Origin of the sequence: Peribacillus simplex (genome assembly GCF_001542915.1) — a bacterium.
Taxonomy (GTDB): domain Bacteria; phylum Bacillota; class Bacilli; order Bacillales; family DSM-1321; genus Peribacillus; species Peribacillus simplex_B.
The window spans coordinates 81,868-107,684 of sequence record NZ_LNNH01000043.1 but is presented as its reverse complement, the minus strand read 5'-3'; the positions used below and the strand labels follow the sequence as shown (position 1 = coordinate 107,684).

The 25,817-nt window shown below is 42.6% G+C and carries 23 protein-coding genes, 9 tRNA genes, 1 rRNA gene and 1 riboswitch; of the genes, 26 read left to right on the top strand and 7 right to left on the bottom strand.

Features of this window, described 5'->3' with window-relative positions:
- Positions 1 to 117 precede the first annotated feature (117 nt).
- The 11 genes from rrf (at position 118) to rocF (ending at position 2,264) form a co-directional block, all read left to right on the top strand.
- A 5S ribosomal RNA gene (rrf, locus tag AS888_RS19675) occupies positions 118 to 233 on the top strand.
- Positions 234 to 278: 45 nt separating this feature from the next.
- A tRNA-Asn gene (locus AS888_RS19670) sits at positions 279 to 353 on the top strand.
- A 3-nt stretch (positions 354 to 356) separates the two neighbouring features.
- A tRNA-Thr gene (locus AS888_RS19665) sits at positions 357 to 429 on the top strand.
- 31 nt (positions 430 to 460) lie between these two features.
- Positions 461 to 535 (top strand) — tRNA-Glu (locus AS888_RS19660).
- 18 nt (positions 536 to 553) lie between these two features.
- Positions 554 to 629 (top strand) — tRNA-Val (locus tag AS888_RS19655).
- A 15-nt stretch (positions 630 to 644) separates the two neighbouring features.
- Positions 645 to 720, top strand: a tRNA-Thr gene (locus AS888_RS19650).
- Between the two features lie 18 nt (positions 721 to 738).
- Positions 739 to 822, top strand: a tRNA-Tyr gene (locus AS888_RS19645).
- A 103-nt stretch (positions 823 to 925) separates the two neighbouring features.
- A tRNA-Gln gene (locus AS888_RS19640) sits at positions 926 to 1,000 on the top strand.
- Between the two features lie 3 nt (positions 1,001 to 1,003).
- A tRNA-Gly gene (locus tag AS888_RS19635) sits at positions 1,004 to 1,075 on the top strand.
- 20 nt (positions 1,076 to 1,095) lie between these two features.
- A tRNA-Ala gene (locus tag AS888_RS19630) sits at positions 1,096 to 1,171 on the top strand.
- Positions 1,172 to 1,367: 196 nt separating this feature from the next.
- A complete protein-coding gene (gene rocF, locus AS888_RS19625) occupies positions 1,368 to 2,264 on the top strand; it encodes an arginase (RefSeq protein WP_185113137.1) in 897 nt (298 codons plus the stop codon).
- Between the two features lie 139 nt (positions 2,265 to 2,403).
- On the opposite strand, the gene AS888_RS19620 is transcribed toward rocF, so the two are convergent.
- Positions 2,404 to 2,586: an aspartyl-phosphate phosphatase Spo0E family protein gene (locus AS888_RS19620; protein WP_061143826.1), complete on the bottom strand. Its 183-nt coding sequence runs from the start codon at positions 2,584 to 2,586 to the stop codon at positions 2,404 to 2,406.
- A gap of 172 nt (positions 2,587 to 2,758) precedes the next feature.
- Here AS888_RS19620 and sigW point away from each other — a divergent pair, with 172 nt between their 5' ends.
- From sigW to AS888_RS26510, 9 genes are all read left to right on the top strand, one after another.
- Positions 2,759 to 3,322, top strand: a complete 564-nt coding sequence (sigW, locus tag AS888_RS19615) for an RNA polymerase sigma factor SigW (RefSeq protein ID WP_061143825.1) — start codon at positions 2,759 to 2,761, stop codon at positions 3,320 to 3,322.
- A gap of 16 nt (positions 3,323 to 3,338) precedes the next feature.
- Positions 3,339 to 3,962, top strand: coding sequence for an anti-sigma factor family protein (locus tag AS888_RS19610; RefSeq protein ID WP_061143824.1), 624 nt, complete (start codon positions 3,339 to 3,341; stop codon positions 3,960 to 3,962).
- A gap of 223 nt (positions 3,963 to 4,185) precedes the next feature.
- Complete coding sequence (cdaA, locus tag AS888_RS19605) at positions 4,186 to 5,010, top strand: diadenylate cyclase CdaA (protein ID WP_061143823.1); 825 nt, start codon at positions 4,186 to 4,188, stop codon at positions 5,008 to 5,010.
- Entirely contained in the window at positions 5,003 to 6,358 is a 1,356-nt protein-coding gene (locus AS888_RS19600; protein WP_061143822.1) for a CdaR family protein, read from the top strand. Before cdaA ends, AS888_RS19600 begins: the two co-directional genes overlap by 8 nt.
- Before the next feature lie 52 nt (positions 6,359 to 6,410).
- Positions 6,411 to 7,760 carry a phosphoglucosamine mutase gene (gene glmM, locus AS888_RS19595; RefSeq protein ID WP_061143821.1) on the top strand — a complete coding sequence of 450 codons (1,350 nt, stop codon included), beginning with the start codon at positions 6,411 to 6,413 and terminating at the stop codon, positions 7,758 to 7,760.
- A gap of 188 nt (positions 7,761 to 7,948) precedes the next feature.
- Positions 7,949 to 8,143, top strand: coding sequence for a hypothetical protein (locus tag AS888_RS19590; protein ID WP_061143820.1), 195 nt, complete (start codon positions 7,949 to 7,951; stop codon positions 8,141 to 8,143).
- An 83-nt stretch (positions 8,144 to 8,226) separates the two neighbouring features.
- Positions 8,227 to 10,029, top strand: a complete 1,803-nt coding sequence (glmS, locus tag AS888_RS19585; RefSeq protein ID WP_061143819.1) for a glutamine--fructose-6-phosphate transaminase (isomerizing) — start codon at positions 8,227 to 8,229, stop codon at positions 10,027 to 10,029.
- Between the two features lie 81 nt (positions 10,030 to 10,110).
- The gene (locus tag AS888_RS25960; RefSeq protein ID WP_260320316.1) at positions 10,111 to 10,281 is read left to right on the top strand and encodes a hypothetical protein; all 171 of its coding nucleotides are present in this window, start codon (positions 10,111 to 10,113) and stop codon (positions 10,279 to 10,281) included.
- Between the two features lie 539 nt (positions 10,282 to 10,820).
- Positions 10,821 to 10,997, top strand: coding sequence for a hypothetical protein (locus tag AS888_RS26510; protein WP_221408618.1), 177 nt, complete (start codon positions 10,821 to 10,823; stop codon positions 10,995 to 10,997).
- Positions 10,998 to 11,079: 82 nt separating this feature from the next.
- On the opposite strand, the gene AS888_RS19580 is transcribed toward AS888_RS26510, so the two are convergent.
- The gene (locus tag AS888_RS19580; protein ID WP_061143818.1) at positions 11,080 to 11,805 is read right to left on the bottom strand and encodes a hypothetical protein; all 726 of its coding nucleotides are present in this window, start codon (positions 11,803 to 11,805) and stop codon (positions 11,080 to 11,082) included.
- Positions 11,806 to 12,726: 921 nt separating this feature from the next.
- Here AS888_RS19580 and AS888_RS19575 point away from each other — a divergent pair.
- Positions 12,727 to 13,395, top strand: coding sequence for a CPBP family intramembrane glutamic endopeptidase (locus AS888_RS19575; RefSeq protein ID WP_061143817.1), 669 nt, complete (start codon positions 12,727 to 12,729; stop codon positions 13,393 to 13,395).
- Between the two features lie 322 nt (positions 13,396 to 13,717).
- On the opposite strand, the gene AS888_RS19570 is transcribed toward AS888_RS19575, so the two are convergent.
- Both AS888_RS19570 and AS888_RS19565 read right to left on the bottom strand, forming a co-directional pair.
- The gene (locus AS888_RS19570) at positions 13,718 to 14,437 is read right to left on the bottom strand and encodes a Dph6-related ATP pyrophosphatase (protein WP_061143836.1); all 720 of its coding nucleotides are present in this window, start codon (positions 14,435 to 14,437) and stop codon (positions 13,718 to 13,720) included.
- Between the two features lie 83 nt (positions 14,438 to 14,520).
- Entirely contained in the window at positions 14,521 to 15,063 is a 543-nt protein-coding gene (locus tag AS888_RS19565; protein ID WP_061143816.1) for a pyridoxamine 5'-phosphate oxidase family protein, read from the bottom strand.
- 106 nt (positions 15,064 to 15,169) lie between these two features.
- Here AS888_RS19565 and pdxR point away from each other — a divergent pair, with 106 nt between their 5' ends.
- On the top strand, positions 15,170 to 16,582 hold the full coding sequence (gene pdxR / locus AS888_RS19560) for a MocR-like pyridoxine biosynthesis transcription factor PdxR (protein ID WP_061143815.1): 1,413 nt from the start codon (positions 15,170 to 15,172) through the stop codon (positions 16,580 to 16,582).
- A gap of 116 nt (positions 16,583 to 16,698) precedes the next feature.
- On the opposite strand, the gene AS888_RS19555 is transcribed toward pdxR, so the two are convergent.
- The 3 genes from AS888_RS19555 to AS888_RS19545 are packed head-to-tail and all read right to left on the bottom strand — an operon-like array spanning position 16,699 to position 20,165.
- Entirely contained in the window at positions 16,699 to 17,721 is a 1,023-nt protein-coding gene (locus tag AS888_RS19555; protein ID WP_061143814.1) for a sensor histidine kinase, read from the bottom strand.
- A complete protein-coding gene (locus tag AS888_RS19550) occupies positions 17,718 to 18,392 on the bottom strand; it encodes a response regulator transcription factor (RefSeq protein ID WP_061143813.1) in 675 nt (224 codons plus the stop codon). Before AS888_RS19550 ends, AS888_RS19555 begins: the two co-directional genes overlap by 4 nt.
- Before the next feature lie 27 nt (positions 18,393 to 18,419).
- Complete coding sequence (locus tag AS888_RS19545; RefSeq protein WP_061143812.1) at positions 18,420 to 20,165, bottom strand: ABC transporter ATP-binding protein; 1,746 nt, start codon at positions 20,163 to 20,165, stop codon at positions 18,420 to 18,422.
- Between the two features lie 216 nt (positions 20,166 to 20,381).
- A riboswitch (cobalamin riboswitch) is annotated at positions 20,382 to 20,579 on the top strand.
- A gap of 219 nt (positions 20,580 to 20,798) precedes the next feature.
- On the opposite strand from AS888_RS19545, the gene mmgD reads away from it, so the two are divergent.
- From mmgD to AS888_RS19525, 4 genes are all read left to right on the top strand, one after another.
- Positions 20,799 to 21,926, top strand: coding sequence for a citrate synthase (gene mmgD, locus AS888_RS19540; RefSeq protein ID WP_061143811.1), 1,128 nt, complete (start codon positions 20,799 to 20,801; stop codon positions 21,924 to 21,926).
- A gap of 90 nt (positions 21,927 to 22,016) precedes the next feature.
- A complete protein-coding gene (gene prpD / locus AS888_RS19535; RefSeq protein ID WP_061143810.1) occupies positions 22,017 to 23,453 on the top strand; it encodes a 2-methylcitrate dehydratase in 1,437 nt (478 codons plus the stop codon).
- Positions 23,454 to 23,466: 13 nt separating this feature from the next.
- Complete coding sequence (gene prpB, locus AS888_RS19530; RefSeq protein ID WP_061143809.1) at positions 23,467 to 24,360, top strand: methylisocitrate lyase; 894 nt, start codon at positions 23,467 to 23,469, stop codon at positions 24,358 to 24,360.
- Between the two features lie 283 nt (positions 24,361 to 24,643).
- A complete protein-coding gene (locus AS888_RS19525; protein WP_081092536.1) occupies positions 24,644 to 25,813 on the top strand; it encodes an ATP-grasp domain-containing protein in 1,170 nt (389 codons plus the stop codon).
- Positions 25,814 to 25,817 lie beyond the last annotated feature (4 nt).

The window sequence follows — 25,817 nt, the reverse complement described above, 5'->3', positions numbered from 1 at the left end:
GACATGTGGAGCTGACTGATACTAATAGATCGAGGACTTAACCAACGCTTTAAAAAATGAAATACCTTCTTATTATCTAGTTTTGAAGGAATGAAAATTCTTCAAAAATGAATATGGTCTGGCAGTGATGGCGAAGAGGTCACACCCGTTCCCATTCCGAACACGGAAGTTAAGTTCTTCAGCGCCGATGGTAGTTGGGGGTCTCCCCCTGTGAGAGTAGGACGTTGCCAGGCTATTCATTTAAATCTTTAAATGGGTTTTAGGAAACATTATATTATTCCGCAGTAGCTCAGTGGTAGAGCATTCGGCTGTTAACCGAACGGTCGTAGGTTCGAGTCCTACCTGCGGAGCCATATGCTTCCATAGCTCAGTAGGTAGAGCACTTCCATGGTAAGGAAGAGGTCAGCGGTTCGAATCCGCTTGGGAGCTTCCCAATCTATCTATGAACACAATAAAGTCCGGCCCGTTGGTCAAGCGGTTAAGACACCGCCCTTTCACGGCGGTAACACGGGTTCGAATCCCGTACGGGTCACCATTCATCATTTTAAAATCCGGAGGATTAGCTCAGCTGGGAGAGCATCTGCCTTACAAGCAGAGGGTCGGCGGTTCGATCCCGTCATCCTCCACCATTTTAACCTTTATTTGCCGGTGTAGCTCAACTGGTAGAGCAACTGACTTGTAATCAGTAGGTTGGGGGTTCAAGTCCTCTTGCCGGCACCATGTACAACCATATATTGCGGAGGGGTAGCGAAGTGGCTAAACGCGGCGGACTGTAAATCCGCTCCTTAGGGTTCGGCAGTTCGAATCTGCCCCCCTCCACCATCTCAATGAAATCCTGTGGATTAGTTATATATTCTCTTTAATGGGGAAATATATGATTACCACCTTTTTATTTTGTTGAATATAATCAATACATAACATATTTTGGGCTATAGCCAAGCGGTAAGGCAACGGATTTTGATTCCGTCATGCGAAGGTTCGATCCCTTCTAGCCCAGCCATATGCGGAAGTAGTTCAGTGGTAGAATACAACCTTGCCAAGGTTGGGGTCGCGGGTTCGAATCCCGTCTTCCGCTTTATATTCCATAACCCCTTTGGGGCCTTAGCTCAGCTGGGAGAGCGCCTGCCTTGCACGCAGGAGGTCAGCGGTTCGATCCCGCTAGGCTCCACCATCATCTACATACACCAAAACTTACGTCTTAAGCCTGCCAGGCTTAAGGCTTTTTTTTATTTTAAAAAGGCCTATTTGTATCACTATGATCGGCAGGGGAGGAACGGGGAAGCCTGCATTTTTATACATGGGAGTGTTCGGTTGAACCATAAGGCGTTTACGATATAAAATGAGGGAAAGGGGGGAATTGTATGTCTATTCAGAAAATTTCAGTCATTGGATTGCCCATGGACCTAGGTCAAGCAAGGCGCGGCGTGGATATGGGACCTAGTGCAATTCGCTGTGCAGGGATTATCGAGCGCCTTGAACATTTAAATATAGAAGTAGAGGATCTAGGAGATATCACGGTGGGCCGCCCTGAGAATGCCAACGATCCTGGAACGAATTTAAAAAACCTTTCACTTGTTGCGGCGAGTAATAGTGAGTTGGCTGCAAGAGTAGATGAAATAATCGAAAGCGGCTCTTTTCCACTCGTATTGGGTGGAGATCATTCAATCGCGATAGGGACGCTCGCGGGAGTAGCTAAGCACCATGATAACGTCGGGGTGATTTGGTACGACGCCCATGGAGATTTAAATACGGAGGACACGTCGCCATCAGGGAATATTCACGGAATGCCGCTTGCTGTCAGTATGGGGCTTGGGCACCCGGACCTAATCCATATCCATGGTTCCTTTCCTAAGGTGAAACCTGAAAACATCGTGATCATCGGGGCAAGGTCTTTGGACGAGGGGGAAAAGGAGCTTATACGTGATAAAGGAATTAAAGTCTACACGATGCATGAAATCGACCGTATCGGAATGACACGGGTAATGGAAGAATGCATAGAGTATTTAAGGGAAAGAACAGACGGCGTCCACCTATCACTCGATTTGGATGGGGTTGACCCGGCAGATGCTCCAGGTGTAGGGACCCCGGTAATTGGCGGCATTAGTTATCGGGAAAGTCACTTGGCGATGGAAATGCTCGCGGAAGCCGATTTGATTACTTCGGCGGAGTTCGTTGAGGTGAATCCGATTTTGGATGAGCGAAATAAAACGGCGATCGTTGCCGTTGCGCTAATGGGTTCCCTATTTGGTGAAAAGCTATTATAATCGATGAAATATAAAAAAACAGTAACCTGCTTGTAATGGGTTACTGTTTTTTATATGCTAGAAGGCGTAAGTTTATTTTCCTGGGTGTATGTAACTGGAACATTTCTAAACATAAATGGCTGCAAACACATTTTCATTTTCAAAGGGCACGTCTGTCCTTAAGACTCCTGCCTTTTGTTAAGTGGAGGTATTGATTGATCAATATATCGAGTTTGCTGCTTACTTCAACCACTTCATTATCCACCATCGAAGAGCGGGAAGCCAACATCATCATTTTTTGTCTGTATTGTTCAATATGGTCTAAAATTTGTTCAGCAGTCATAAAGAGATCCACTCCCTTGGATTTTACAATTTCTTACTATATAACCCTGTTTTTTTTTTCTTAAACATTAAATGTAAAACTTTGTTAAAATTAATGTATTAAAATTTTGAAACCTTTTAGCTTACGATTCGTAATAATCGTATAGCCGCATGAGCGGGGGTAATACTGGAAAATGGATGCACTCATTAAAGAGAGAATTAATCAAGTAGTAAAGGGAGACCATAATGCATTTGGAGAAATTGTCGAATTATATAAGGACAAAGTTTTCCAGATATGTTTCAGGATGCTTGGAAACAGGCAAGAAGCTGAAGATTTGGCGCAAGAGGCTTTCGTTAGGGCCTTCGTGAACATCCGCAGCTTTAATATTGACATGAAATTTTCTACATGGTTATATCGCATTGCGACTAACCTTTGTATTGATCGCCTTCGCAAGAAGAAACCGGATTATTATCTCGATGCTGAAGTTGCTGGAACAGAGGGATTAAATATGTACTCCCAGCTTGCATCGAATATGGCAAAGCCCGAGGAAGAGGCTGAATCTCTAGAACTGCAGGAAACGATTCAAGAGGAAATCATGAAATTGCCCGAGAAATATCGATCGGTCATCGTATTGAAGTATATTGAAGAGCTATCTTTAAAGGAAATAAGTGAAATACTCGATTTGCCAGTCGGCACTGTCAAGACAAGAATACATCGTGGTCGGGAAGCCTTGCGTAAACAACTACGCCATTTATAAAGAGTAGGTGAGAAAAATGAACTGCCATGAGGAAATCATTGAATATATGCATGATTATTTAGATGAAGACATCGAACCGGAGCATAAAGAAATACTGCGTGAGCACCTGCATGAGTGTGCGGAATGCCAAGCATACTTTCATGAAATGAAAAAGGCAGTAGCCCTTGTACAAAGCACTTCCCATATTAAGGCGCCGGATGATTTCACAGCGAAGGTTATGGCTCAATTGCCAAAGGAAACGAAAACAACGGGTGCCAAACGCTGGTTTAAAAGCCATCCCTTCATGACAGCGGCAGCCATGTTCATTATTTTGATGACCGGCTCCGTTTTTTCCACTTATAATCAGGACGAACATTTTTCGGTATCCAAGCAGCCCAATTTAGTGGTTGAAGGCGAAACGGTCATTGTGCCTGCTGGTGAAACAATCGAGGGGAATGTCGTGGTTCAAAATGGCAATATCCAAATAGATGGTGAAGTAGAGGGAGATGTCACAGTCATAAATGGACATAAGTATATGTCCAAGGCAGGAAATGTGACAGGAAGCATCCATGTCATTGACCAAGCTTTCGAGTGGATGTGGTATAAGGTCAAGGATACGGCAACCTCATTGATTCCTTCGCATGAGGGGAAAAACGAATAGGAGCTATAGAGCTGAGCGGGGACATCGTGTTTCATATGCGATGAACTCCGCTCAGCTTTCCTTTTAAGGGTGGGGAGGGACAATTATTTACGTGTGCCGAAGTCGGCCAAGTAAATTTCTCACACTAGTTTTAGAAGTCTCATTTAAAAAATGGTATACTATTAAGGTTATTACATAACGATTGTAATTGTTATTTGGAGTAATACTGACTGGAGGAAACAACATGTCTTTATCCAATTTGAATGTTTGGGACTATGTAGTAAATTTCATTGATATTCTCCTTGTTTGGTTTGTGATATATAAATTGTTAACTATTATTCGAGGCACGAAGGCTATTCAGCTGCTAAAAGGAATTTTTGTGATTGTCATTGTAAAAAGCTTAAGCAACCTGTTTGGTTTCAATACACTTGGATGGTTAATGGCACAAGTCATGAATTGGGGAGTATTGGCAATTCTCGTCATTTTTCAACCAGAACTGAGAAGGGCACTTGAACAATTGGGACGCGGTAAGCTCTTTTCAAGGGGCACCGTACCGGAAGAGAATCAGCAAGAGCGTTTAGTAGAAGAAATCCTGAAGGCGTCCACATATATGGCGAAGAGGCGGATAGGGGCCTTGATCACGATAGAAAAGGGAACGGAGCTTGGGGATTATGTTGAAACGGGAATTCCTCTAAAGTCCTATATTTCTTCAGAACTGCTCATTAATATTTTCATACCTAATACGCCGCTTCACGATGGTGCGGTCATTCTGCAGAATAATCAGGTGGCCGCTGCAGCCTGCTACCTTCCTTTATCGGAAAGCCCGTTCATCTCAAAAGAACTCGGCACACGGCATAGGGCCGCGATCGGCATGAGCGAAGTGACTGATAGTCTCACGATTGTCGTTTCAGAAGAAACGGGCGGGATATCGGTTACTAAAAATGGTGAGCTCTACAGGGATTTGGATCAAGAATCTTTCAGGGCGATGCTGACAAGTGAGCTCGTAGTGGAGAACATCAAAACAACTTCCTCAGGTATCTGGAATTGGAGGGGGAAAAAGAATGGATAAATTCACCAATAGTGCGTGGTTTATGAGAATCGTAGCGTTTGCCTTGGCAGCACTTCTGTTCATTTCCATTAACTTTGAGATGGAGTCGGATAAAAAATCCCTTGGTTTATCCACTGCCCCCGAAATCAGTACGGAGACCATTGAGAATGTGCCGGTTGAAGTCTATTATGACCGTGAAAACCTAGTGATAAGCGGAGTGCCGGAAACGGTGGATGTGACTTTAAAGGGAGCAAAAAGCCTATTGATCAACGCTAAAAACCAGAGGGGCTTCAAGGTTTATGTAGACCTGTCAGATCCCGAAATTTCAATGGGGAATAGGACGGTCACATTCAAAATAAGTGATTTGAATGAAAAGCTGGTGGCGACAATCGATCCGGAATATGCAGAAGTCAATGTTCAGGAACGAGTGACGAAGGATTTCAAGGTTGAGGCTGAGTATAATACCTCCTTGCTTGAAGATGGGTATACCGCTGGGCAGCCGACAGTGAGCCCGCAAACGGTCAAAATAACGGGCGCTAAAGACGCCATCGAACAAATTTCCTATGTTAAGGCAAACCTTGAAATAAGCAAGGGCCTGAACGAAACGGTAAACGGAAAAGCAACCGTCAAGGCACTTGACCGGGACTTGAATAAGTTGGACGTGACGATCGAGCCTGCTTCAGTTGCCGTCTCCTTGAAGGTGAGCATCCCTTCCAAAACGGTTTCCATCGCACCAAAGCAAACCGGGAAGGCAAAGGATGGCATCAGGATTAAGAGCATTAGTGTCGACCCTGCCGAGGTCACCTTATTTGGATCGGAGTCGAACCTGGAAAAAATAAGTCAATTGAAGCTTCCTGTAAATATCTCCAAAATTGATGGGGATACAGAACTGGAGCTTGATCTTACAAAACCGGAAAGTGTTCAAAAAATGTCCTTAGGTAAGGCCAAGGTCAAAATTCGCACGGAAAAAGTCGATGTCGATCAGGAGACTGAAGATCCAGTCGATGATGAAGAGGTAGTGCAAGAACCGGCCGAAGATGATGAACCGGAAGAAAAACCAGTCGAAGAAGATGAACCGGCTGCCATTGAATCCAAGACATTCAACAATGTCGAAATAGAGCCTGTGGGCATACAGGAGGGCCAAGATGCTAAATTGGAATCCGATGCCACGAGCATCACGCTTCAAGGCGAGGCCGACGAATTGAAGAATATCACGAAAGACGACATTAATCTTACAGTAGATTTAAGCAATTTAGATGAAGGTACGCATGATGTGGATGTGGCGGTAAATGCGCCTGCGGGATTGGATTGGGAGCTGGGTTCTAAAACGATCTCTGTTTCCATAACTCCAAAAGACGAAGAGACATGAACTTCCTTTAACATCATTTAATTCAGTAAGATCTAAAGAAGGAGCGATTAAGATGGGTAAATATTTTGGAACAGACGGAGTTAGGGGTATAGCGAATAGCGAATTAACACCGGAGTTGGCATTTAAACTAGGCCGTTTTGGTGGCTACGTCCTTACTAAAAATACAGAAAAACCCAAAGTGCTAATAGGGCGCGATACACGCATTTCAGGTGAAATGCTGGAAGGTGCACTTGTTGCCGGTCTCTTATCGATTGGGGCAGAGGTGATGCGCCTTGGCGTCATTTCGACACCGGGAGTTGCCTATTTGACAAAGGCCCTTAGTGCTGAAGCTGGCGTCATGATTTCAGCTTCGCATAATCCAGTCGCCGATAATGGCATTAAATTCTTTGGACCTGATGGCTTCAAGCTATCCGACGATCAAGAAGCGGAAATTGAAACACTGTTGGATATGGATAAGGATGAACTTCCTCGTCCCGTCGGCGGCGATCTAGGCCATATAAACGATTATTTCGAAGGCGGTCAAAAGTATTTGCAGTACCTGAAACAATCTGTGGACGAAGATTTTACGGGCATACATGTTGCGCTTGATTGTGCACATGGAGCAACGTCTTCCTTGGCCATGCATTTGTTTGCGGACCTTGATGCGGACATCTCCACGATGGGCGCATCGCCAAATGGCCTGAACATTAATGATAAGGTCGGCTCGACCCACCCTGAAGCACTTGCTGAATTCCTGAAAGAAAAAGGGGCGGATGTTGGCCTTGCTTTCGACGGGGATGGGGACCGCGTCATTGCCATCGATGAAAAGGGAAATGTAGTGGACGGCGACCAAATCATGTATATCTGTGCGAAATACCTGAAAGAAAACAATCGCCTGAAACAAGGAACTGTGGTTTCTACAATCATGAGCAACCTTGGCTTTTATAAAGGCCTGGAAGAGCATGATATCCAAAGTGCCCAAACGGCAGTGGGAGACCGCTACGTGGTCGAGGAAATGAGAAAAGGCGGCTATAACCTTGGCGGTGAACAGTCCGGACACATCATATTCCTCGACTATAATACGACGGGTGATGGTCTATTGACGGGCTTACAGCTGGTTAATATCATGAGTGATACCAAAAAAACCCTATCCGAGCTTGCCGGTGAGATGAAGAAGTATCCACAAACGCTTATTAATGTCAGAGTAACCGATAAACATGCTGTTACGGATAATGAGAAGGTACAGGCAGTCATTAAGGAAGTTGAAACGGAAATGAACGGGAATGGCCGCATTTTGGTTAGACCATCCGGCACTGAACCGCTTGTACGTGTAATGGCCGAAGCACCGACTGCTGAGGAATGCACGAATTATGTCGATCGCATTGTCGCTGTTGTGAGAGCGGAAATGGGATTGAACGAATAACCAATCTTATGCATAAAAGGAACGAAAAATCCTTTTATGCATATTTTTATAAAGAATGGTTTTTTCATGAACCATGATAATAAAGAATTGACCTTTGTCCCTTGTTTAAGGTATGATTATCCTGATTTACAACCTCTCTTCTAAATAAGGTTGTATCAAAAAAGGAGGGTAGGCAAGGAGAGAAATGATTGACAAAAGCGCCTGAACTAGGTCTGGTCGAGAATGGCTTAGTTGACGAGGAGGAGGTTTATCGAATGTTCGGCGGATACCTCCCGGCTGAAGTGCACAGCCGCAGTAATTCCAATTTTAAAACAGTGGGGCAACTTACTGCACAAAGGATTGGAAATGCACAATGGGATAAATGCTTTTGGGCATTTCCTTAATAAAAAATATATATTAGAGATGAGGGGGCAGGGATGCCCCCGTGCATTCCTGTTCCCTCGGATCGGTTGGAGGAACGGAAATTATGTGTGGAATTGTTGGATATATTGGACTTAATGATGCGAAGGAAATCCTATTAAAAGGCCTTGAAAAGCTCGAATACCGCGGATATGACTCTTCTGGTATTGCCGTGAAGAATGAATCGGGCGTAACGGTTTTTAAGGAAAAGGGACGAATCGCCGACCTGCGTGGAGCCGTGGACGAAAATACGGTTGCACATACGGGAATTGGACATACGCGCTGGGCAACTCATGGTATTCCAAGCCGCGAAAATGCCCATCCTCACCAAAGCAATTCAGGTCGCTTGACATTAGTCCATAATGGGGTCATTGAAAACTATGCGATTCTAAAGCGTGAATATTTGCAGGATGTTGCCTTTAAAAGTGAAACGGATACGGAAGTCATCGTTCAACTTATCGAGAAGTTCGTAAATGATGGCATGGAAGTGGAAGAAGCATTCCGTCAAACACTCACGTTATTGGAAGGATCATACGCGATTGCCCTATTGGATACCAAAAATGATGAAACCATTTTTGTCGCGAAAAATAAAAGCCCGCTGCTGATCGGTGTCGGAAAAGACTTTAACGTTGTCGCCTCGGATGCAATGGCCATGTTGCAAGTCACAGATCAGTTCCTTGAACTGATGGATAAAGAAATGGTCATCGTGACGAAGGAAAAGGTAACGATCAAGAATCTTTCCAATGAAGAAGTTATGCGTGCTCCATATACTGCCGAACTGGATGCAAGTGATATTGAAAAAGGAACGTACCCTCACTATATGCTGAAAGAAGTCGACGAGCAGCCTGCTGTCATTCGTAAAATCATTCAAGCGTACCAAAATGAAGAAGGCAAACTTGCAATCGATTATAATATTACTGAAGCTGTAAGTGAGGCGGACCGCATTTATATCATCGCTTGCGGAACTAGCTATCACGCAGGATTGATTGGTAAGCAATTCCTCGAAAATATGGCTCAAATTCCGGTTGAAGTCCACGTGGCATCGGAATTCACATACAATATGCCGTTATTATCGAAAAAACCACTTTTCATCTTCATATCGCAAAGCGGGGAAACGGCTGACAGCCGTGCCGTATTGGTTTCGATCAAAGCACTCGGCCATAAAGCCCTGACCATTACAAACGTACCTGGCTCCACATTATCACGTGAAGCGGATTATACGCTCTTGCTGCATGCCGGCCCTGAAATTGCCGTTGCCTCAACAAAAGCCTATACAGCTCAAGTGGCCGTGTTGTCCATACTTGCAAATGTAACTGGCCAATTCCGTAACCTGGAATATGACTTCGACCTTGTAAAAGAGCTTGGAATCGTAGCGACAGCCATGGAAGCCCTATGCGACTCGAAAGAAGAGATGGAGGCCATTGCCCATGGATACCTGTCCGTTACAAGAAACTGCTTCTTCATCGGCCGCTCCCTTGACTACTATGTTGTCCTGGAAGGCGCGCTCAAGCTGAAGGAAATTTCCTACATCCAGGCGGAAGGCTTTGCTGGCGGCGAGCTTAAACACGGAACGATCGCCTTGATAGAAGAAGGCACACCCGTCATCGCCCTTGCCACGCAAGCCGGCGTCAACTTAAGCATCCGCGGCAACGTCAAAGAAGTCGTTGCGAGAGGAGCCAACCCTTGCATCATTTCGATGAAGGGGCTTGAAGAAGAGGATGATCGTTTCATCATCCCGGAAGTGCACGAACTATTAACACCCCTTATCTCTGTTATCCCGTTGCAGCTCATCGCCTACTACGCCGCCCTGCACCGCGAATGCGACGTGGATAAACCACGTAACCTTGCAAAAAGTGTAACGGTTGAGTAAGCTTGGAATGAGTGCAGCGTATGCTGCAGTTTTAAAATAAGTTTAACCCCTTTAGTTATCATTATCTAAAGGGGTGTTTTTATGTCTAAAAGAAAAAGAACATCTACCATTAAAAAGTGGATTAAGGAAGGCTGTGGGACAGTAATCGGTGCAGATTATCAACGGTGGCTAAAGATTAAAGACGTATCTTCATTAGGTGTGGGGAACTTGCGAAATATATTGCTTTTTAACAAAGAGAAGGAAAAGTCTTAACTAAAATGTGTCCATGAAAATATTTTAACTCCAATGCTTATTATTTCTTCATTACTTTAACAATCAAAATTCTAATAAATAATGCAATAAATAAAACCAAAATAATTAGAGCTATTGTTAAATTTGTCATTGTGCTTTACTCCAAGTTTGGGAAGTTACAGTATAAACATCTCCGATTTAGTAGTTATGGTAGCTTGACTATACATCGATGTATATGTTGGTAGTATCGAATTATATTAATTCGTCATATCCATCTTTGTAGAACCTAAAGATGAAGTTTTAGATATAGTCACATTACCTTGATAAACTCTACCCACGGAAGGATATTTACCTGACCAACCAACGATTCCATATGCTGAATGATAAGTAGTTAATTTCACTTTCTTTAAATCACCTGAAACTTTCTTTATTGTTAAATTCCCTCTAAATGTATATGACCCCATTCCTTGCACAATGTTTTGGTGCATTGGGTATTTACAGGGAAATGTGAAAAGTACCTGTAGAATAAGTAGAAAAGGTTTGTATGGCAAATAACGGAAATGTTAATCTATAAGAAATACGGACTTTTGGAGGAGATTTATTTGTTATTTATAGGTATTCCTATTTTAATTGTTTTGGTTATAGCTACGAGCATAATAGAGAAGAGTTTAAAATCTATTGAAAAACAAAATGCAGTAGTGATAGATCTATTAAAAGAGATAAAAGATAAAAAATGATTAAATATACTTGTAGATTCGCAGTCTGGAAGGCAACAGTTAATGTAACCTTCCAGACTGTCAGATCTAAAAAAGTGAACGTTTAATAGTAATTTAATCTGGCAAAAGTCTTATCTTTCTGGGCATATAAAGTTAAGCTTCTTGAGACTGTATAAAGTCCTAATTTGTGTGTGAACTGATTAGTATATTCAGCTTTTGCAGCAGCACTGCTGGTTTCTTTTGATTTAAGTATTTTGAATTTCTTTTCTGTAACACTGTAAAGCACTGCGTCCACAGCTTGTTTAGAAATAGAAGTAATACTATCATAACCGCCTTGAACACTACTAACTTTAGCATTGAAACGTATATTCCAAATTCCATCATTGTATCTAGCAGTTACATTGCAATTCCTATATCCTGATCCTGATGTGCATGAATTATTTTTAACAGTTCCAGTAGCGTAGTCATACGTGACTATTAGTGGTTCTACATCCTCTTCCTCTAAAGAAAGCTGGATTCTTGAACCATCTTCAAATTCAATGTATTTTTCTTCAAGATCTGTATCAATAGTTAACTCATCCTCGTGTTTGGCTACCTCTGTTTCTTTTTGAGCATCTAAAAGTTCGCCATTAACTACCTTCTGTACAAGTTTTTCTGCTGTTTCATCATCAATTCCCAGTCTAATAAAGTTGTCTTTTTGTTGTTGTAGTTCTTCTTTTGTGAATTCAGCTTTTTCACTAGCATGAGAACTAAGAGTACTAAAGAAAAAAAATAAAGAGCTCAAGAATAAGGTTGCGATGATCTTTAATGCAATTTTTGAATTTTTCATATTTAGTAATCCTCCTTTTGGTAAATAAGCTACAGGACCAAGAGTATTGCTCTCAAAAGGTTCTTTTCTACCATATGAGGCTTTAGCTGGAGAACAAACTCCCAGACATAAATTAAATTGCGGATTAAGCTGTAATACAAACTAACTTTTTCATAAAAGCCCTCCCTCTGTATAGTAATCAACATTATAATATCAAATATTTTTATGAATAAAATTCCACTTATGGAATAGGATTGAACATAACTGGGACTATAACTATATAATTTCTATGATAAAATACAAATTTATGATATGAATTATCCGAAAAATAAAGATAGTCATGTATATGCCATTGAGATGTTTTAGGAAAGATTAATGTAAAAACAGGAGAGAGTTATCTTGAGGGAATCGATATAAGAAAAAATATTAAGGCTTCGAAAACTAATAGAATATAGAGATCCCTTACTTACCTAAGTGCAGTGAACAAATGGGTAGTTCTACAGATCACAGAACAAGGGTGTATGTTGCCAATTCATGAGGACTACTTTCATAAGTAAATCTTAAAAATGAAACAAGGAGTTCCTAAATTGGAACTCCTTGTGTGTTTGATTCTTGATAAGATGGAAATATAATCGTTTCTCAATTAAAACTCTCAGAGGCGGTGATGCGTATATGTATAAATCAACTCTAATAATCAGTTTTCTTTTAGTCTCTCTTGTAACTGTCATTTTTCTAATTAAAGGTGAAGGGCAAAATGCAATAACAACTTGGGCATTTTATGGTGGGATTTTATCTGTAGCAGTGTATTTTTCCTTTTTCATAAAGAAGAAAAACTGTTGAACCCTAGATTGTGTGGCCATCCTGAAGTTAGATGTATTGACGTTCAGAAGATATTGAAACTCTAGCTCTATAGGGGATTAGTGTTTTTACAAAGGGGTAAAAATGAATCCTGATATTAAGCAAATTCATCGCTTTATATTATATATTACGATACTAATTATGATTATTTTTCCTTTTTCACAACTTATATTACAAGAACTTTCTTTGCAAATAAGCAAGCCATCATTTTTCTTGATTAGTAAACTGATTATTATCTATATGCTTTTTGTTTACTTAAAAAAGAAAAAAATAAGTCTATTCAGCATTAGGCTAAAAAAGGTACATATAAAATATATTCTTCTTGGTATTTTAATGGGCATCATCGCTCACATGCTCACTATGTTTTTTGATAGGACCCAATATTATCTACTAAAGGGCGAATGGCTTACTGCGGAAAAGATTGTTGGTACACTTATGGAGAGTAATCAAAACATAAGTTTTTTCAGCATTATCATGATTGGCTTTTCAGTGGCGATTAGTGAAGAAATTCTCCTTAGAGGTATATTATTAAAACAATATCAGAGAATGAACATAAAGCCGGCCATACTTTTAAGTGCTCTTATTTTTAGCCTATATCATATGACGGTGGGAAACTTGTTTTTTGCATTTGTCATGGGTATCTCTTTTGCACTCTTAACCATCTATACGGGAAGTATCGTACCGGCTATCTTTTTTCATTTTTTAGTGAATGAAATAATGGATCATCATGCATTTCCCGGTAAAGGTTACTGAAACTTATATTAAAGTAATGGTGTCTCCAATTACGACGATAACTGGTTTAATATTATTTCTATCTATATCAACTTACCTATTTATAAAAGTAAGAAAAAATAACCATTTTCAAAGTGAATTTGTTAAATTCTTTGATAGATACATTATCTTGTTTTTATTTATGTAGTTATTCTCTTAACACTTTATATTATAAAAGCATCTACAGGATTTCGAGGAAAAGGATCAAGCCCAAAACATAAGCTTTTGGGCTTGATCCATGGTACAGCATTTTTTTGTGAGCTTGCCTGCTTATAAATACCGCCCACGGAGCTTATGAAGGGTTTTACTCGAATATCTTAATCTCCCTATCGACCTTCTCAGCTAGCTCCAAAGGTAAAAAGGCATATTCGCCGTCCCTGAGGATTTCACCTTTGCGAACAGCGATCGGTTTTTGGAAGAGCGGCCCATCAATTACTGTGGTATGGAATTCCCCGCCTTCTCCGCAAGGGTCGATTCCCCGGGCTACAAGCTCCTGCACGTATTCATGGGTCAGCGTGCGGCCTAAGTCGTCCTCACGCATTCCTAGTGAAAGATTCACCGTTACAATCATCGTTTCAAATCCTAGGTTTATGAACTCTTCGACAGCTTGGCGATGGTCCATCTCCCATAAGGGCATCCCGAGCTTCAATCCAGCATTCGTAGCAACTTTATCATTCCAACAGCCATGTTCAGGCATATCCAAATCTCCAGTCACCAACACGCTAGCTCCATTGTTTTTAGCTTTTTCCAAAAGGCGCATGAATTCCTTTTCATAATCTGTCCAGCTGGCAGCGGCCGTGTATACCGGCAAGCCTATCGATCTCGCTTGGGCCTGGATGAGTTCCGGCGGCATTCCATGTGATCTGGACCGTTTCCCTTCTTCCTCCAGCATGACGATCAGTCCGACCGCTTCACCGGCTTTCATCGCTTTATGAAGAGCTAGGACACTATCCTTTCCTCCGCTAAAAGAAGCGATGAATTTATGTCCATGGGCACCATTCTTCCAGTCCTTCAATTCTGTCATCCCCATCTTTCCCCCTAAATGTAATCGTTTCATTTGTTTGATTTTATCATGAATGGATTATTAAAAAAGATATTATTGTATGTTCAATCATGGATCGTTCGCCCAGGATAGTATTTCTTTTGTTCATCCAGTCCATTTTCTTTTGCCGTTATCGTGATAGGGGTGATTTTGAATAGGACGGTTTTGCTGCCTAGGGATGAGCGGTATTTATCCACATGTGTTTTGGATAGGGGAGAGTCATAGTAGTTCGGTACATATTTATCCAGTAAAGCCTGCATGGCAATGACAGCTTCATCCAAATCATTAATGATTTCGACGATTCCTTTCGCGATAACGCTCATAAAGGCAGTATCCGTTTTTGCTGGGATGGGATCGACCATCGTTCCGTAATTTTCACTTACTGTAAAGCAAGCATGGGGGTTCGTATTCATGATGGCTATTTTCCTTCCTGCAGCTGCGCCATGAAAAAAGAAGCTTCCTTCATTCCAGACGAAGTTCAAGGGAATGACGTAAGGTTCTTCTTGATCTACCAAACCTAGAAAGCCAGTTTGTGCTTTTGATAAGAAATCGCTGATTTGTGCTTGATTCGTACAGGATCTTTGCCTATATCGAATGGATTGTTTCATGGCCATCTCTCCTTTATTGCAAATAAGATATAATGAGTGTATTAAAATATTGTCCATCTAAAAAGTGACAGTTTCTATAAAACGGATAGGGACAGCTGGAGGTACTATGTTAGAGCTTAATCCTTTACTAAATAAGCAGAATGGCGTTTCCATATATGTTCAGCTGTATCAATACATAAAAAAAGGGATAGAAGAGGGCGATATACCGGAGGGGGCCCGCTTACCTTCGATCCGCTATTTATCAGCGCAATTAACGATCAGTAAAAATACGGTGGATAATGCCTATCAGCAATTGGTGGCGGAAGGCTATTTGGAAAGCAGACCAAGAATCGGGCTAACAGTGCTACCTTTGGAGCAATCGGTTCTGTCACCCTTTTCCCGAGAGCAGCAAATGAATCCCAAAGTATCGGTCGATCATGACACACCAGTTAAGTATGACTTCAAATATGGAGACATTGATATTGAAAGTTTTCCGCTTCAGCTTTGGAAGCGGTGCTTGAATAAAGCGTTACTGGAGGAACCTGAACAGTTATTGCAGTACGGGCCAAGACAAGGGGATGTTGGTCTTCGTACTGAATTGACTAATTATCTTTTTCAATCAAGAGGGGTCCGTTGCTCGATGGAGCAAATCGTGATTTGTTCAGGAACACAGCATGCACTCAGCCTTATTCTTCAATTGCTCCATTCCCAAGGCCAATCCGTCGCCATGGAGAATCCAGGTTATGGCGGTTCCCGAGCCGTCTTCAACAATCATGGATGGTCCATTGAACCGATAAGTCTTGAACAGGATGGAATGGATATAGAAAGGCTAAGGAAAAGTAAAGCCAAAGTTGCCTACATTACACCTTCCCACCAATTCCCCTATGGGATGGTGCTTCCAATCCAGAAACGGTTGTCATTATTGGAGTGGGCCAAGCATAATGACAGCTTTATCATAGAAGATGATTATGACAGTGAATTCCGATATCAAGGTCAACCAATCCCATCTTTAAAAGCTTTGGATACGAATGGGAGCGTCATCTATTTAGGTACCTACTCCAAATCATTTTTACCTGCAGCACGAATGAGTTATATTGTTTTGCCTGAACGTTTATTGGGGGTATATCATCACAGATGCAGTCCTTATAGCCAATCGGTTTCGCCGATCATTCAAAAAGCATTATATGTATTTATGAACGAGGGACACTTTACAAGCCATATTCGGAAAATGAGAAAAGTGTACCAGAAGAAGCATCAAACTCTTATACTTGCATTAAACAAGCATATGGGGAACCTCGTGGAAATCATCGGCCAAAAGGCGGGAGTCCATCTGTTGGTGAAGGTTAAAAATACGTCTACAGCAGAATTGGTGGACAAGGCAAAAGCAGCTGGAGTGAGGGTATATGAGACGTCTTCTTATTGGCTGGATGGAAAGGAGACGGAGCCATCATTGGTGATGCTCGGTTTTGGCGGCCTTTCTGAAAAGGAGATCGAAGAAGGAATTTCCGTGCTTCGAAATGCTTGGTTTTCAGATTTATAAGGCATTGAAAGGACAGAAGTCATTCAATGTGAGCGATGGTCGGATATCATCCTGAAGCAACTTTACTTACAAATAGAATGAAACCAGCTGACAAGTCAGCTGGTTATTGGTGTCCTTCACGAAATCGGAAGCAGGATCGTGAAGGTCGTCCCTTTTTCGAGTTCGCTTTTGACGGATATCGATCCATCGTGCATATCAATGATCTTTTTCACGATCGATAACCCTAGGCCGCTGCCGCTTTTTGTGCGTTCCCGTGCGAGGTCGGCTTTGTAGAATCGTTCGAAAATGTGGAACTGATCTTGGTCTGAAATGCCGATGCCGGTATCGGATATCGTGATCGAAGCTTGATCATCAATTTGTTGGAGCCTGATCGTGATTGTGCCATGCTGCCGGGTGAACTTGATGCTATTGTGAATCAAGTTGGTCCATACCTGGCTCATTAAATCTTCGTCTGCGAAGATCGAAACCTTTTCCAAGGAGATATCCATTTCGAGTTCTTTTTCGAGCCAATTCGGTTCGCAAGCCAAGATGATCGAGCGGATTTGCTGGTCAAGCCGGCAGTTCGCCCTTTCAAAAGGGTGATGCTCGGATTCGAGGGAGGTAAGCTTCAGAAGATTATCACTCAATTTGGATAATCTCCTGCTCTCTGTCTCAATGATATGGAGGTAATGATTGCTTTCCTCCGTTGTCAGCTTATTTGATTGAAGCGCTTGTGCGAACCCTACAATGGAAGTAAGCGGCGATTGGATTTCATGTGAGACGTTGGAGATGAATTCCTGGCGCATTTCCTCCATTTGCTTGAGTTGCTTGGCCATATGGTTGAACTGGCTTATGATTTCCGTCATTTCGTTTTTCTTACCTGTGTTCAAGTCCAATTGGACATCATAATCGCCATTGGCAATCTTCCTTAATGCATGAATGATTTCCAAGTAGATGTTTACGCGTTTATTGTGGCTGAAGGCATGGATCAGGTAACCTGTGAGCATCATGATCGCGATGCTGGTCAGGATTGTCAGTAAATACTGGACATAACTGGATAGCTTTACAGGCAATAGCTGAATGATAAAGTAACCTGCTGAAAAACAAACGGAAGTGTATGTCAAAAAGCCAAGAATGCGTTTAAAAAAGGCGACATTCATTTGGTTAGCTCCAACCGGTAGCCCAATCCCCAGATCGTCCGGATCCGAAACGGGAATCCTGTTTCAGGGAACCGCTCCCGCACTCTCTTTATATGAACATCGACGGTGCGCTCATCACCTTCATAGTCATAGCCCCATATGTCTTCAATGAGTTCTTCCCTTGAAAAAGTTTTTCCAGGATAGCTTCCCAATTTAAATAGCACTTCGAATTCTTTAAGTGGGATCGTATATTCTGCACCTTTGAATGACAGCTGATGTGTGTTGCGGTTCATTTGTAAATCACCGATATTCAATGTTTGGGAGCTGGTGATTTTATAGCGTTTTAACAAGGCCTTTATTCTAATGACCAATTCGATCGGTTCAAATGGTTTAACAAGGTAGTCATCGGCCCCGAGTTCGAATCCCTTCACCTTCTGCGATGTTTCGCCCTTGGCCGTCAGCATTAACACCGGGATATCACTGAACTCACGCAATTCCTTGCATAATTGCCATCCGTCCATGTTAGGCATCATGATATCGATGATGGCTAAATTGATTTTCACCTTCTCCATCATGCTCAATGCTTGAAGTCCGTCCGGGGCGACATACAGATCGAATCCTTCTTTTCTTAACAAGAGCTGGATCAGTTCACGGATATGGGCATCATCATCGACGATCAATATCTTTGTCATCCTTCTTCCGTCCTTTCGGTGAATGAATTAAGCAAGCTCGAGCTTGTGTAATTGCTGCTGTGCAAATTCACGGTATAATGCATGCGTTTCATATAGCTCTTTATGTGTTCCGCTGCCTGTAATTTTCCCCTTTTCGAGGAAGATGATTTGGTCGGAACCAATAACGGTCGATAAGCGGTGGGCAATGACGATCGTTGTCCTGCCTTTCATCAAATCATTCAATGCCTGCTGAACGACATGTTCCGATTTACTATCCAGGCTGGAGGTGGCTTCATCCAGCATCAAGATTTTGGGGTTTCTTAAAAAAGCACGGGCGATGGCGATCCGTTGCCTTTGACCTCCTGAGAGTTTCATCCCTCTTTCGCCAACTTCCGTATCATAGCCATTTGGAAGATCGGAAATGAACTGATCTGCATACGCCATTTTAGCGACTTGATTTAACTCCTCATCTGTTACATCCCGGTCGATTCCATAGCAAATATTATCACGAATCGTACCGGATACAATCGGACTTTCCTGTGAAACATAGCCGATTTGGCTTCTCCATGAGTAAAGCGTGAAATCATTTATCGATGTCCCGCCTATGGATATCGAGCCCTGCTGTGGTTTATAAAATCGCTCAAACAAAGAGAAAAGGGTCGTTTTCCCGCTGCCGCTTGGCCCGACAATCGCGGTGACCTTGCCTGCTTCAACCGTGAAGTTGATATCTTTTAGCACTTGTTCACCATCGTGATAACGATAATCCAGGTGATCTACCGTGATGGTTTGACTGGAATTTTGAACTTCCATCTTTGCATCTTCTTCCTCTTCAGAATCCAAGATGGCAATGATGCGTTCCGTGGCACCGGTAGCTTTTTGGAATTGCGTAAAGAATGCTGCCAATTGCGCCATGGGCATGATGATCTGGAAAAGATACATGATGAATGCAACTAGTGCTCCTGCTGACAGGGCCCCTGATGAAACACGCATCCCGCCATATCCTAAAATGAGTACGAGTAGGGCCATCATGACGAGACTCATCAACGGACCGATCAGCGCTTGGATTTTTGCTTCCTTTAAACCAAAATGGAATAATTGGGTGATTCCCTTTTTTCCATTTTCATATTCGAAGGTTTCTGCATTCGATGCTTTAACAAGCCGGATTTCCGTAAGCACCTGCTGGAGGACGGCGGTGAAGCTCGCTGTCTCATCCTGCATCCCTTTCGATATGCGGTGCATTTTCTTCCCCAGTGGCAGTAATAGTAAAACGGAGAGCGGGATGGCTATGAACATCAACAGTGACATTTTCCAATCAAGCAAAAATAACACGATCATGGCGCCGACAATGGATATGATGCCGGTGACGAAATTGGATAGGTGTTCCGAAATCAAGCCTTTCACTACCGTTGTATCATTTGTCATCCGACTGACCGTTTCGCCCGATGGATGTTCATCGAAGTAATCCACGGGTAATACGAGCAATTTTTTCCATAGTTGATCGCGGATGCCGGCGACAACAGATTGACCGATCTTATTCAATAAATAGATGGAAAATCCGCTGGCCAATGCTTGAACGATAATGGCAAGCACGAGAAGTGTGACCCGTTCCGCATTTAGCGAACTGAGGGAGAAATCATTGATAAGATTTTTTGTGAATAATGGGACCAATAAACTTACGCCAGTTGTGCTTAAGCTTAATAGTAATGCAATCCCGATCATTATTTTAGAAGGCTTCGTTTGTTGGACCAATCGGATGAACTGGCTCCAGCCTTTTTGTTTTTTTTCTGGTTTCATTTATTAACATCCCTTCTTGAGCTTCATTATAAACGGTAGTATACAAAGAAGTTATGAATTGAATATGAACTATTTTTAATAACTTGCTTGTTATGGGTAAAAGAACCACCTGGCTACCTTTAATGTGGACAGGCAGGCGCCGATGCAAACATGAGCTTGATACTGAAAAAGGTAATTGTAATATTTGGAACATTTTGTTATATTTAAGTAGAAAATTAAATAATGAAATTAATAGGTGCAGATGAATTTATCTGTTTATCTGCTTAAAAGGGAAGTCGGTTAGATTCCGACGCTGTCCCGCAACTGTATTTGGGAGCGATTCGAAAAATATCCACTGTTTCTGCACTGGAAATGGGAAGGGTTCGAAGAGCGAAGATCATAAGCCAGGAGACCTGCCTAATTAATGTGCATCAAGTACCTACGAGGATAGGGGGTGTTAATTGCGGACTTTTTGGCATGAAAAATTTTGATCATTTCTCATGTTTATTTGAGTACTCTTCGTAAATTAACAGCTTCCTCTGGAAGTTGTTTTTTTTATGTCAGTTTAATGGGAAAATCGTTGAATTACAAGAGATTCCGACAAATTTTGATAACGCTTTCAAAAAAGTAGCTTATTCAGAGGAGGAATGAAAGATGAAGGAACAAGGAACTTATTCCCCTGGGCTTGATGGAATTGTAGCAGCTGAAACAAAGCTATCTTTCCTGGATACAGTTCAGAGTGAGATTGTTATACGAGGATATGATCTTATCGATTTATCTGAAAAGATTGGATATTTGGAGATTGTCCATTTGCTGCTTCACGATAGGCTCCCGAATGCTGCGGAAAAGGGGCGGCTTGAACAGGCTTTGAAAAATGAATATGAAATCCCGGAAGCTATCCTGGAATTGTTAAAGCTATTGCCGGGGAAAACACATCCGATGGATGCTCTCAGAACAGGCATTTCAGCATTGGCTGGATATGATGCAAACATTGATGATCGTTCCTCCTCGGTGAATCGAGAGCGGGCTTACAAATTATTAGGGAATGTCCCTGCCATCGTCGCAAACAGTTATCGAATCCTGAATAAGCAAGAGGTTGTTCTTGCGAATAAGGATCTATCTTATAGTTCCAATTTTTACTACATGATTACGGGCAAGGTTCCATCGGCAATGGAAGAAAAAATCTTTGACCAATCATTATTATTGTATAGCGAACATGAAATGCCTAATTCCACTTTCACGGCAAGAGTAATCGCCTCGACGCTTTCCGATTTATATGGGGCTTTGACGGGAGCTGTAGCTTCCCTAAAGGGCAACCTGCATGGAGGAGCCAATGAAGCGGTCATGTACATGCTATTGGAGGCGGGTACCGTCGCGAAATTCGAGCGGCTGCTTGATGGGAAATTGGCAAATAAAGAAAAAATCATGGGGTTTGGCCATCGCGTCTATATGAAGAAAATGGATCCAAGGGCATTGATCATGAAGCAAGCATTAAAGCAGCTTTGTGATGCCAAAGGGGACGACCGTCTTTATAAAATGTGTGAAGCGGGGGAAGTGATCATGGAAAGGGAAAAAGGCCTTTATCCGAATCTCGATTACTATGCAGCGCCGGTTTACTATATGCTGGGCCTTCCCATTGCCATATATACACCGATTTTCTTCAGTGCGAGAACAGTGGGTTTATGTGCTCACGTGATTGAGCAGCACGCAAACAACCGTCTCTTCCGACCTCGTGTGAGTTATATAGGCGAGCGTCATAACCGCAATGTCATTTCCAACTAAGGAAATGTAGATTACTAGCCCGCCAGATGGACGTTCTGACCAACGTCCATCATTATAATAAACAAATTTGCCACGAAAGGGAAGATGAGAATGCTAAAAACGAATGGTATCAATCAAACGGATGTGTTATTGGAAGACATTGCGGATTATGTAATGAAAAAAGAGATCATTAGCGATGAAGCATATGAAACGGCTCGTTACGTTCTTCTCGATACAATCGGCTGCGGGATTTTAGCGCTTCACTATCCTGAATGCACCAAATTATTAGGACCCGTCGTTCCCGGCACGGTCGTTCCAAATGGGACCCGCGTTCCAGGGACTTCATATGTACTGGATCCAGTGAAGGGTGCATTCAATATTGGTTGCATGATTCGCTGGCTGGATTATAACGATACATGGCTGGCGGCGGAATGGGGACATCCTTCTGATAACTTGGGAGGGATCTTGGCGGTGGCTGATTACGTAAGCCGTGTGAATATGGCAGAGGGGAAAAAAGCATTATCTGTTAGAGACGTCCTGGAAATGATGATTAAAGCACATGAGATTCAAGGCGTACTGGCGCTGGAAAATAGCTTGAACCGGGTTGGCCTAGACCATGTCCTATTTGTAAAGGTGGCTACGGCGGCGGTAGTCACAAAAGCTTTGGGCGGAACGAGGGAAGAAATCATCCATGCATTATCCAATGCGTGGATCGATAATTCAAGCCTGCGTACGTATCGCCACACTCCAAATACCGGATCGCGAAAATCTTGGGCAGCTGGCGATGCCACAAGCAGGGCCGTACAGTTGGCCATGATGGCCCTCAAAGGAGAAATGGGATATCCAACAGCCCTTTCGGCGCCAGGCTGGGGGTTCCAGGATGTATTATTCAATAAGAAGGAATTGAAGCTTTCACGCAAGCTCGATTCCTATGTGATGGAAAATGTCTTATTCAAAGTATCCTATCCGGCGGAGTTCCATGCGCAAACGGCAGCGGAGTGTGCAGTGAAACTTCATCCGGAAGTGAAGGATCGCCTTGAAGAAATAGATAAAATCAAAATCACCACACATGAATCTGCCATTCGCATCATTGATAAGGAAGGGCCATTGAACAATCCGGCCGATCGCGATCATTGCATCCAATATATTACGGCAGTCGGTTTGATCCACGGCGATGTGACAGCTGACCACTATGAGGATGAGGCGGCGGCCGACGAGAGAATCGATCGCTTAAGGAATAAGATGCTGATCGTCGAAAATGAGCAATACACAATGGATTATCTGGATCCGAGCAAGCGCTCGATCGCCAATGCCATCCAAATTTACTATAAGGACGGATCGGTATCGGAGTTCGTCGAATGCGAATATCCGCTTGGGCACCGGTTTAGAAGAGAAGAAGCGGTTCCGAAAATAATCAATAAATTCATTGATAACATTAGCACGCACTATTCGCACAAACAGCAAATTCGAATTCAGGAAGCATGCTTGGAGCCCGATGTTCTTTCGAACTTGAAGGTAAACGAATTTATGGACTTATTCATCATTTAAGGGGGACTGAGAGATGACATGGATCGTAAATCAACAGTCGGGACAAGCGGAATTAGCAGCTCGTTTTCGGAAGTTCATGGAAGCACCGGGCATCTTACAAATCCCAGGCACCCATGATGCGATGGCTGGTCTTATAGCGAAGAAAATAGGCTTTGACGCCCTTTACCTTTCAGGTGCAGCATACACGGCAAGCAGGGGCCTGCCCGACTTAGGGATTGTCACATCCTCTGAAGTGGCGGAGCGGGCCAGGGATATTATTCGGGCGACGGACTTACCGGTGCTTGTAGACATTGATACAGGCTTTGGCGGTGTCCTGAATGTGGCGCGTACGGCTAGGGAAATGCAGGAAGCGGGCATCGCCGCTGTACAACTGGAAGACCAAGACCTTCCAAAGAAATGCGGCCATTTAAACGGTAAGAAGCTTATAGCGATAAATGAGATGACACAAAAAATAAAAATGATAAAACAAACCGCCCCTTCGCTGGTCATTGTGGCACGTACGGATGCAAGGGCTGTGGAGGGGGTGGAGGCAGCAATAGAAAGAGCCGCGGCCTATATCGAAGCAGGAGCTGATGCGATATTCCCTGAAGCGCTGCAATCGGAAGCGGAGTTCCGTCAATTTGCCAAGCGCGTTACTGTGCCGTTACTTGCGAATATGACGGAATTCGGTAAAACGCCTTATTATAAGGCTAAGGAATTTGAAGAAATGGGCTATCAAATGGTGATTTATCCGGTCACTTCCCTAAGGGTGGCCGCAAAGGCATATGAGAGAGTCTTTGAACAAATCATGCAGCATGGAACACAGGCAGGCGCCTTGCAGGACATGCAAACACGAAGTGAATTATATGAAACGATCTCCTATCATGATTTTGAAGGCTTGGATCAAGAAATTGCAAAACGGTATTGACCAAGGAACAATAATATCATGTTAAAATATAGAAAGTTGGCCCGGGGTTAGAGCTCCGGGCTTTCCGCTGTGCAAAAAAACCAACGGTTCAGGTCTGGTTCTTATAGACTGGTTCCAGAGATCGGTCCAGGAAGGGAGAGAGGTGCAATAATGTCGAATTTTAGCTGATTTTACTATTCTAAAACAATAAATAGGCACAAAAGGCTAATTCGGACTTTAAAAATGGTTCTTTTAGCCGATTAAATATGGGGATATAAAAAACAGTATAAGTTAGGTGGAAAACATGATTATTTTGAATGAGTCCATTGTGTCACCGATTCTTCTAAAGGTGTTAGTCGAACAGCAAATTCCAGTATTGGAACAAGGGCAATGGGGAGACGCGATAACACCTGAAAAGTTAAATGTTCAAAACGATACAGAATTTTTCAAGTCCATGGGGATGGAGCAAAGAATTCTTACAAACTCTGAAAATGGCATCACGGTATTAGGCCATTTCCAACCAGATAGCAATGAATACATATGGTCCAAATTATTGAAGGATAAGAGTGAGGTACGTAAGTTAACGAAGTCATTATATCCGGATTTCCATTTCCATGATATTGATTTATCCATGATAGATGATCTGGATAAAGACCAAATACCGTTTCCGGTCGTCATCAAGCCAAATATCGGCTATTCAAGTGTTGGCGTACACAAAGTCAAGAATGAGCAGGATTGGGATATAGCCGTGGCCCAGCTTAAAGAGGACCTGCTTCTCTCGGATGGGTTGTATGATTCCGAAGTGGTCGGTTCCCAGACCATCTTGATAGAAGAGTGGATACAGGGGGAGGAATTCGCCATTGATGGTTATTACGATCAAGATGGTGAGCCGGTTATTCTGAATGTCTTTAAACGATTATTCAAGGACGATTATGATACATCCGATCGCATTTATTATACTTCGAAGGCAGCCATCAACGAAATCTATGATGATGCAAGAAGGTTCATGAAGAATATTCAAACGGTCCTACCGCTTAGGAACTACGCTGTACACTTTGAAATTCGCAAAAATGGGGATAGGGTAATACCGATTGAAATCAACCCACTTCGTTTTGCCGGTGCGGGTACAACTGATTTAGGCTACCATGCATATGGGATGAACATGTATCAACACTATTTCTTAGGTACGAAACCAGATTGGAATTCGATTTTGGAAGAAATGGATGATGCGGTTTACAGCTTTTTCTTTGCAGAGGTTCCGCTGGAAATAAACCTGGAGGAAGTGGCGAATATCGATCATGAAGGGCTGCAACATGAATTCGAACAGATTTTGGAATATAGGCAACTTCCTTTTCAAAATGACCGGAGCATGTCGATCATATTTTATAGAAGCGAGGATTTGAACAAGAACCGTCAATTGCTTCACTTGGACTTACTTCCATACTTGACGATAAAACAACTGGCTTTAACCTAAGGGG

Coding starts and splice junctions, on each gene's coding strand:
- AS888_RS26510 (WP_221408618.1), top strand. CDS start 10,821: ATGTTAATCTATAAGAAATACGGACTTTTGGAGGAGATTTATTTGTTA.
- cdaA (WP_061143823.1), top strand. CDS start 4,186: ATGTCTTTATCCAATTTGAATGTTTGGGACTATGTAGTAAATTTCATT.
- AS888_RS19555 (WP_061143814.1), bottom strand. CDS start 17,721: ATGAATGTCGCCTTTTTTAAACGCATTCTTGGCTTTTTGACATACACT.
- prpB (WP_061143809.1), top strand. CDS start 23,467: ATGACATGGATCGTAAATCAACAGTCGGGACAAGCGGAATTAGCAGCT.
- AS888_RS19610 (WP_061143824.1), top strand. CDS start 3,339: ATGAACTGCCATGAGGAAATCATTGAATATATGCATGATTATTTAGAT.
- mmgD (WP_061143811.1), top strand. CDS start 20,799: ATGAAGGAACAAGGAACTTATTCCCCTGGGCTTGATGGAATTGTAGCA.
- AS888_RS19620 (WP_061143826.1), bottom strand. CDS start 2,586: ATGACTGCTGAACAAATTTTAGACCATATTGAACAATACAGACAAAAA.
- AS888_RS19580 (WP_061143818.1), bottom strand. CDS start 11,805: ATGAAAAATTCAAAAATTGCATTAAAGATCATCGCAACCTTATTCTTG.
- sigW (WP_061143825.1), top strand. CDS start 2,759: ATGGATGCACTCATTAAAGAGAGAATTAATCAAGTAGTAAAGGGAGAC.
- pdxR (WP_061143815.1), top strand. CDS start 15,170: ATGTTAGAGCTTAATCCTTTACTAAATAAGCAGAATGGCGTTTCCATA.
- AS888_RS19600 (WP_061143822.1), top strand. CDS start 5,003: ATGGATAAATTCACCAATAGTGCGTGGTTTATGAGAATCGTAGCGTTT.
- glmS (WP_061143819.1), top strand. CDS start 8,227: ATGTGTGGAATTGTTGGATATATTGGACTTAATGATGCGAAGGAAATC.
- AS888_RS19575 (WP_061143817.1), top strand. CDS start 12,727: ATGAATCCTGATATTAAGCAAATTCATCGCTTTATATTATATATTACG.
- AS888_RS19550 (WP_061143813.1), bottom strand. CDS start 18,392: ATGACAAAGATATTGATCGTCGATGATGATGCCCATATCCGTGAACTG.
- AS888_RS25960 (WP_260320316.1), top strand. CDS start 10,111: ATGTCTAAAAGAAAAAGAACATCTACCATTAAAAAGTGGATTAAGGAA.
- AS888_RS19545 (WP_061143812.1), bottom strand. CDS start 20,165: ATGAAACCAGAAAAAAAACAAAAAGGCTGGAGCCAGTTCATCCGATTG.
- AS888_RS19570 (WP_061143836.1), bottom strand. CDS start 14,437: ATGACAGAATTGAAGGACTGGAAGAATGGTGCCCATGGACATAAATTC.
- AS888_RS19565 (WP_061143816.1), bottom strand. CDS start 15,063: ATGAAACAATCCATTCGATATAGGCAAAGATCCTGTACGAATCAAGCA.
- glmM (WP_061143821.1), top strand. CDS start 6,411: ATGGGTAAATATTTTGGAACAGACGGAGTTAGGGGTATAGCGAATAGC.
- prpD (WP_061143810.1), top strand. CDS start 22,017: ATGCTAAAAACGAATGGTATCAATCAAACGGATGTGTTATTGGAAGAC.
- AS888_RS19525 (WP_081092536.1), top strand. CDS start 24,644: ATGATTATTTTGAATGAGTCCATTGTGTCACCGATTCTTCTAAAGGTG.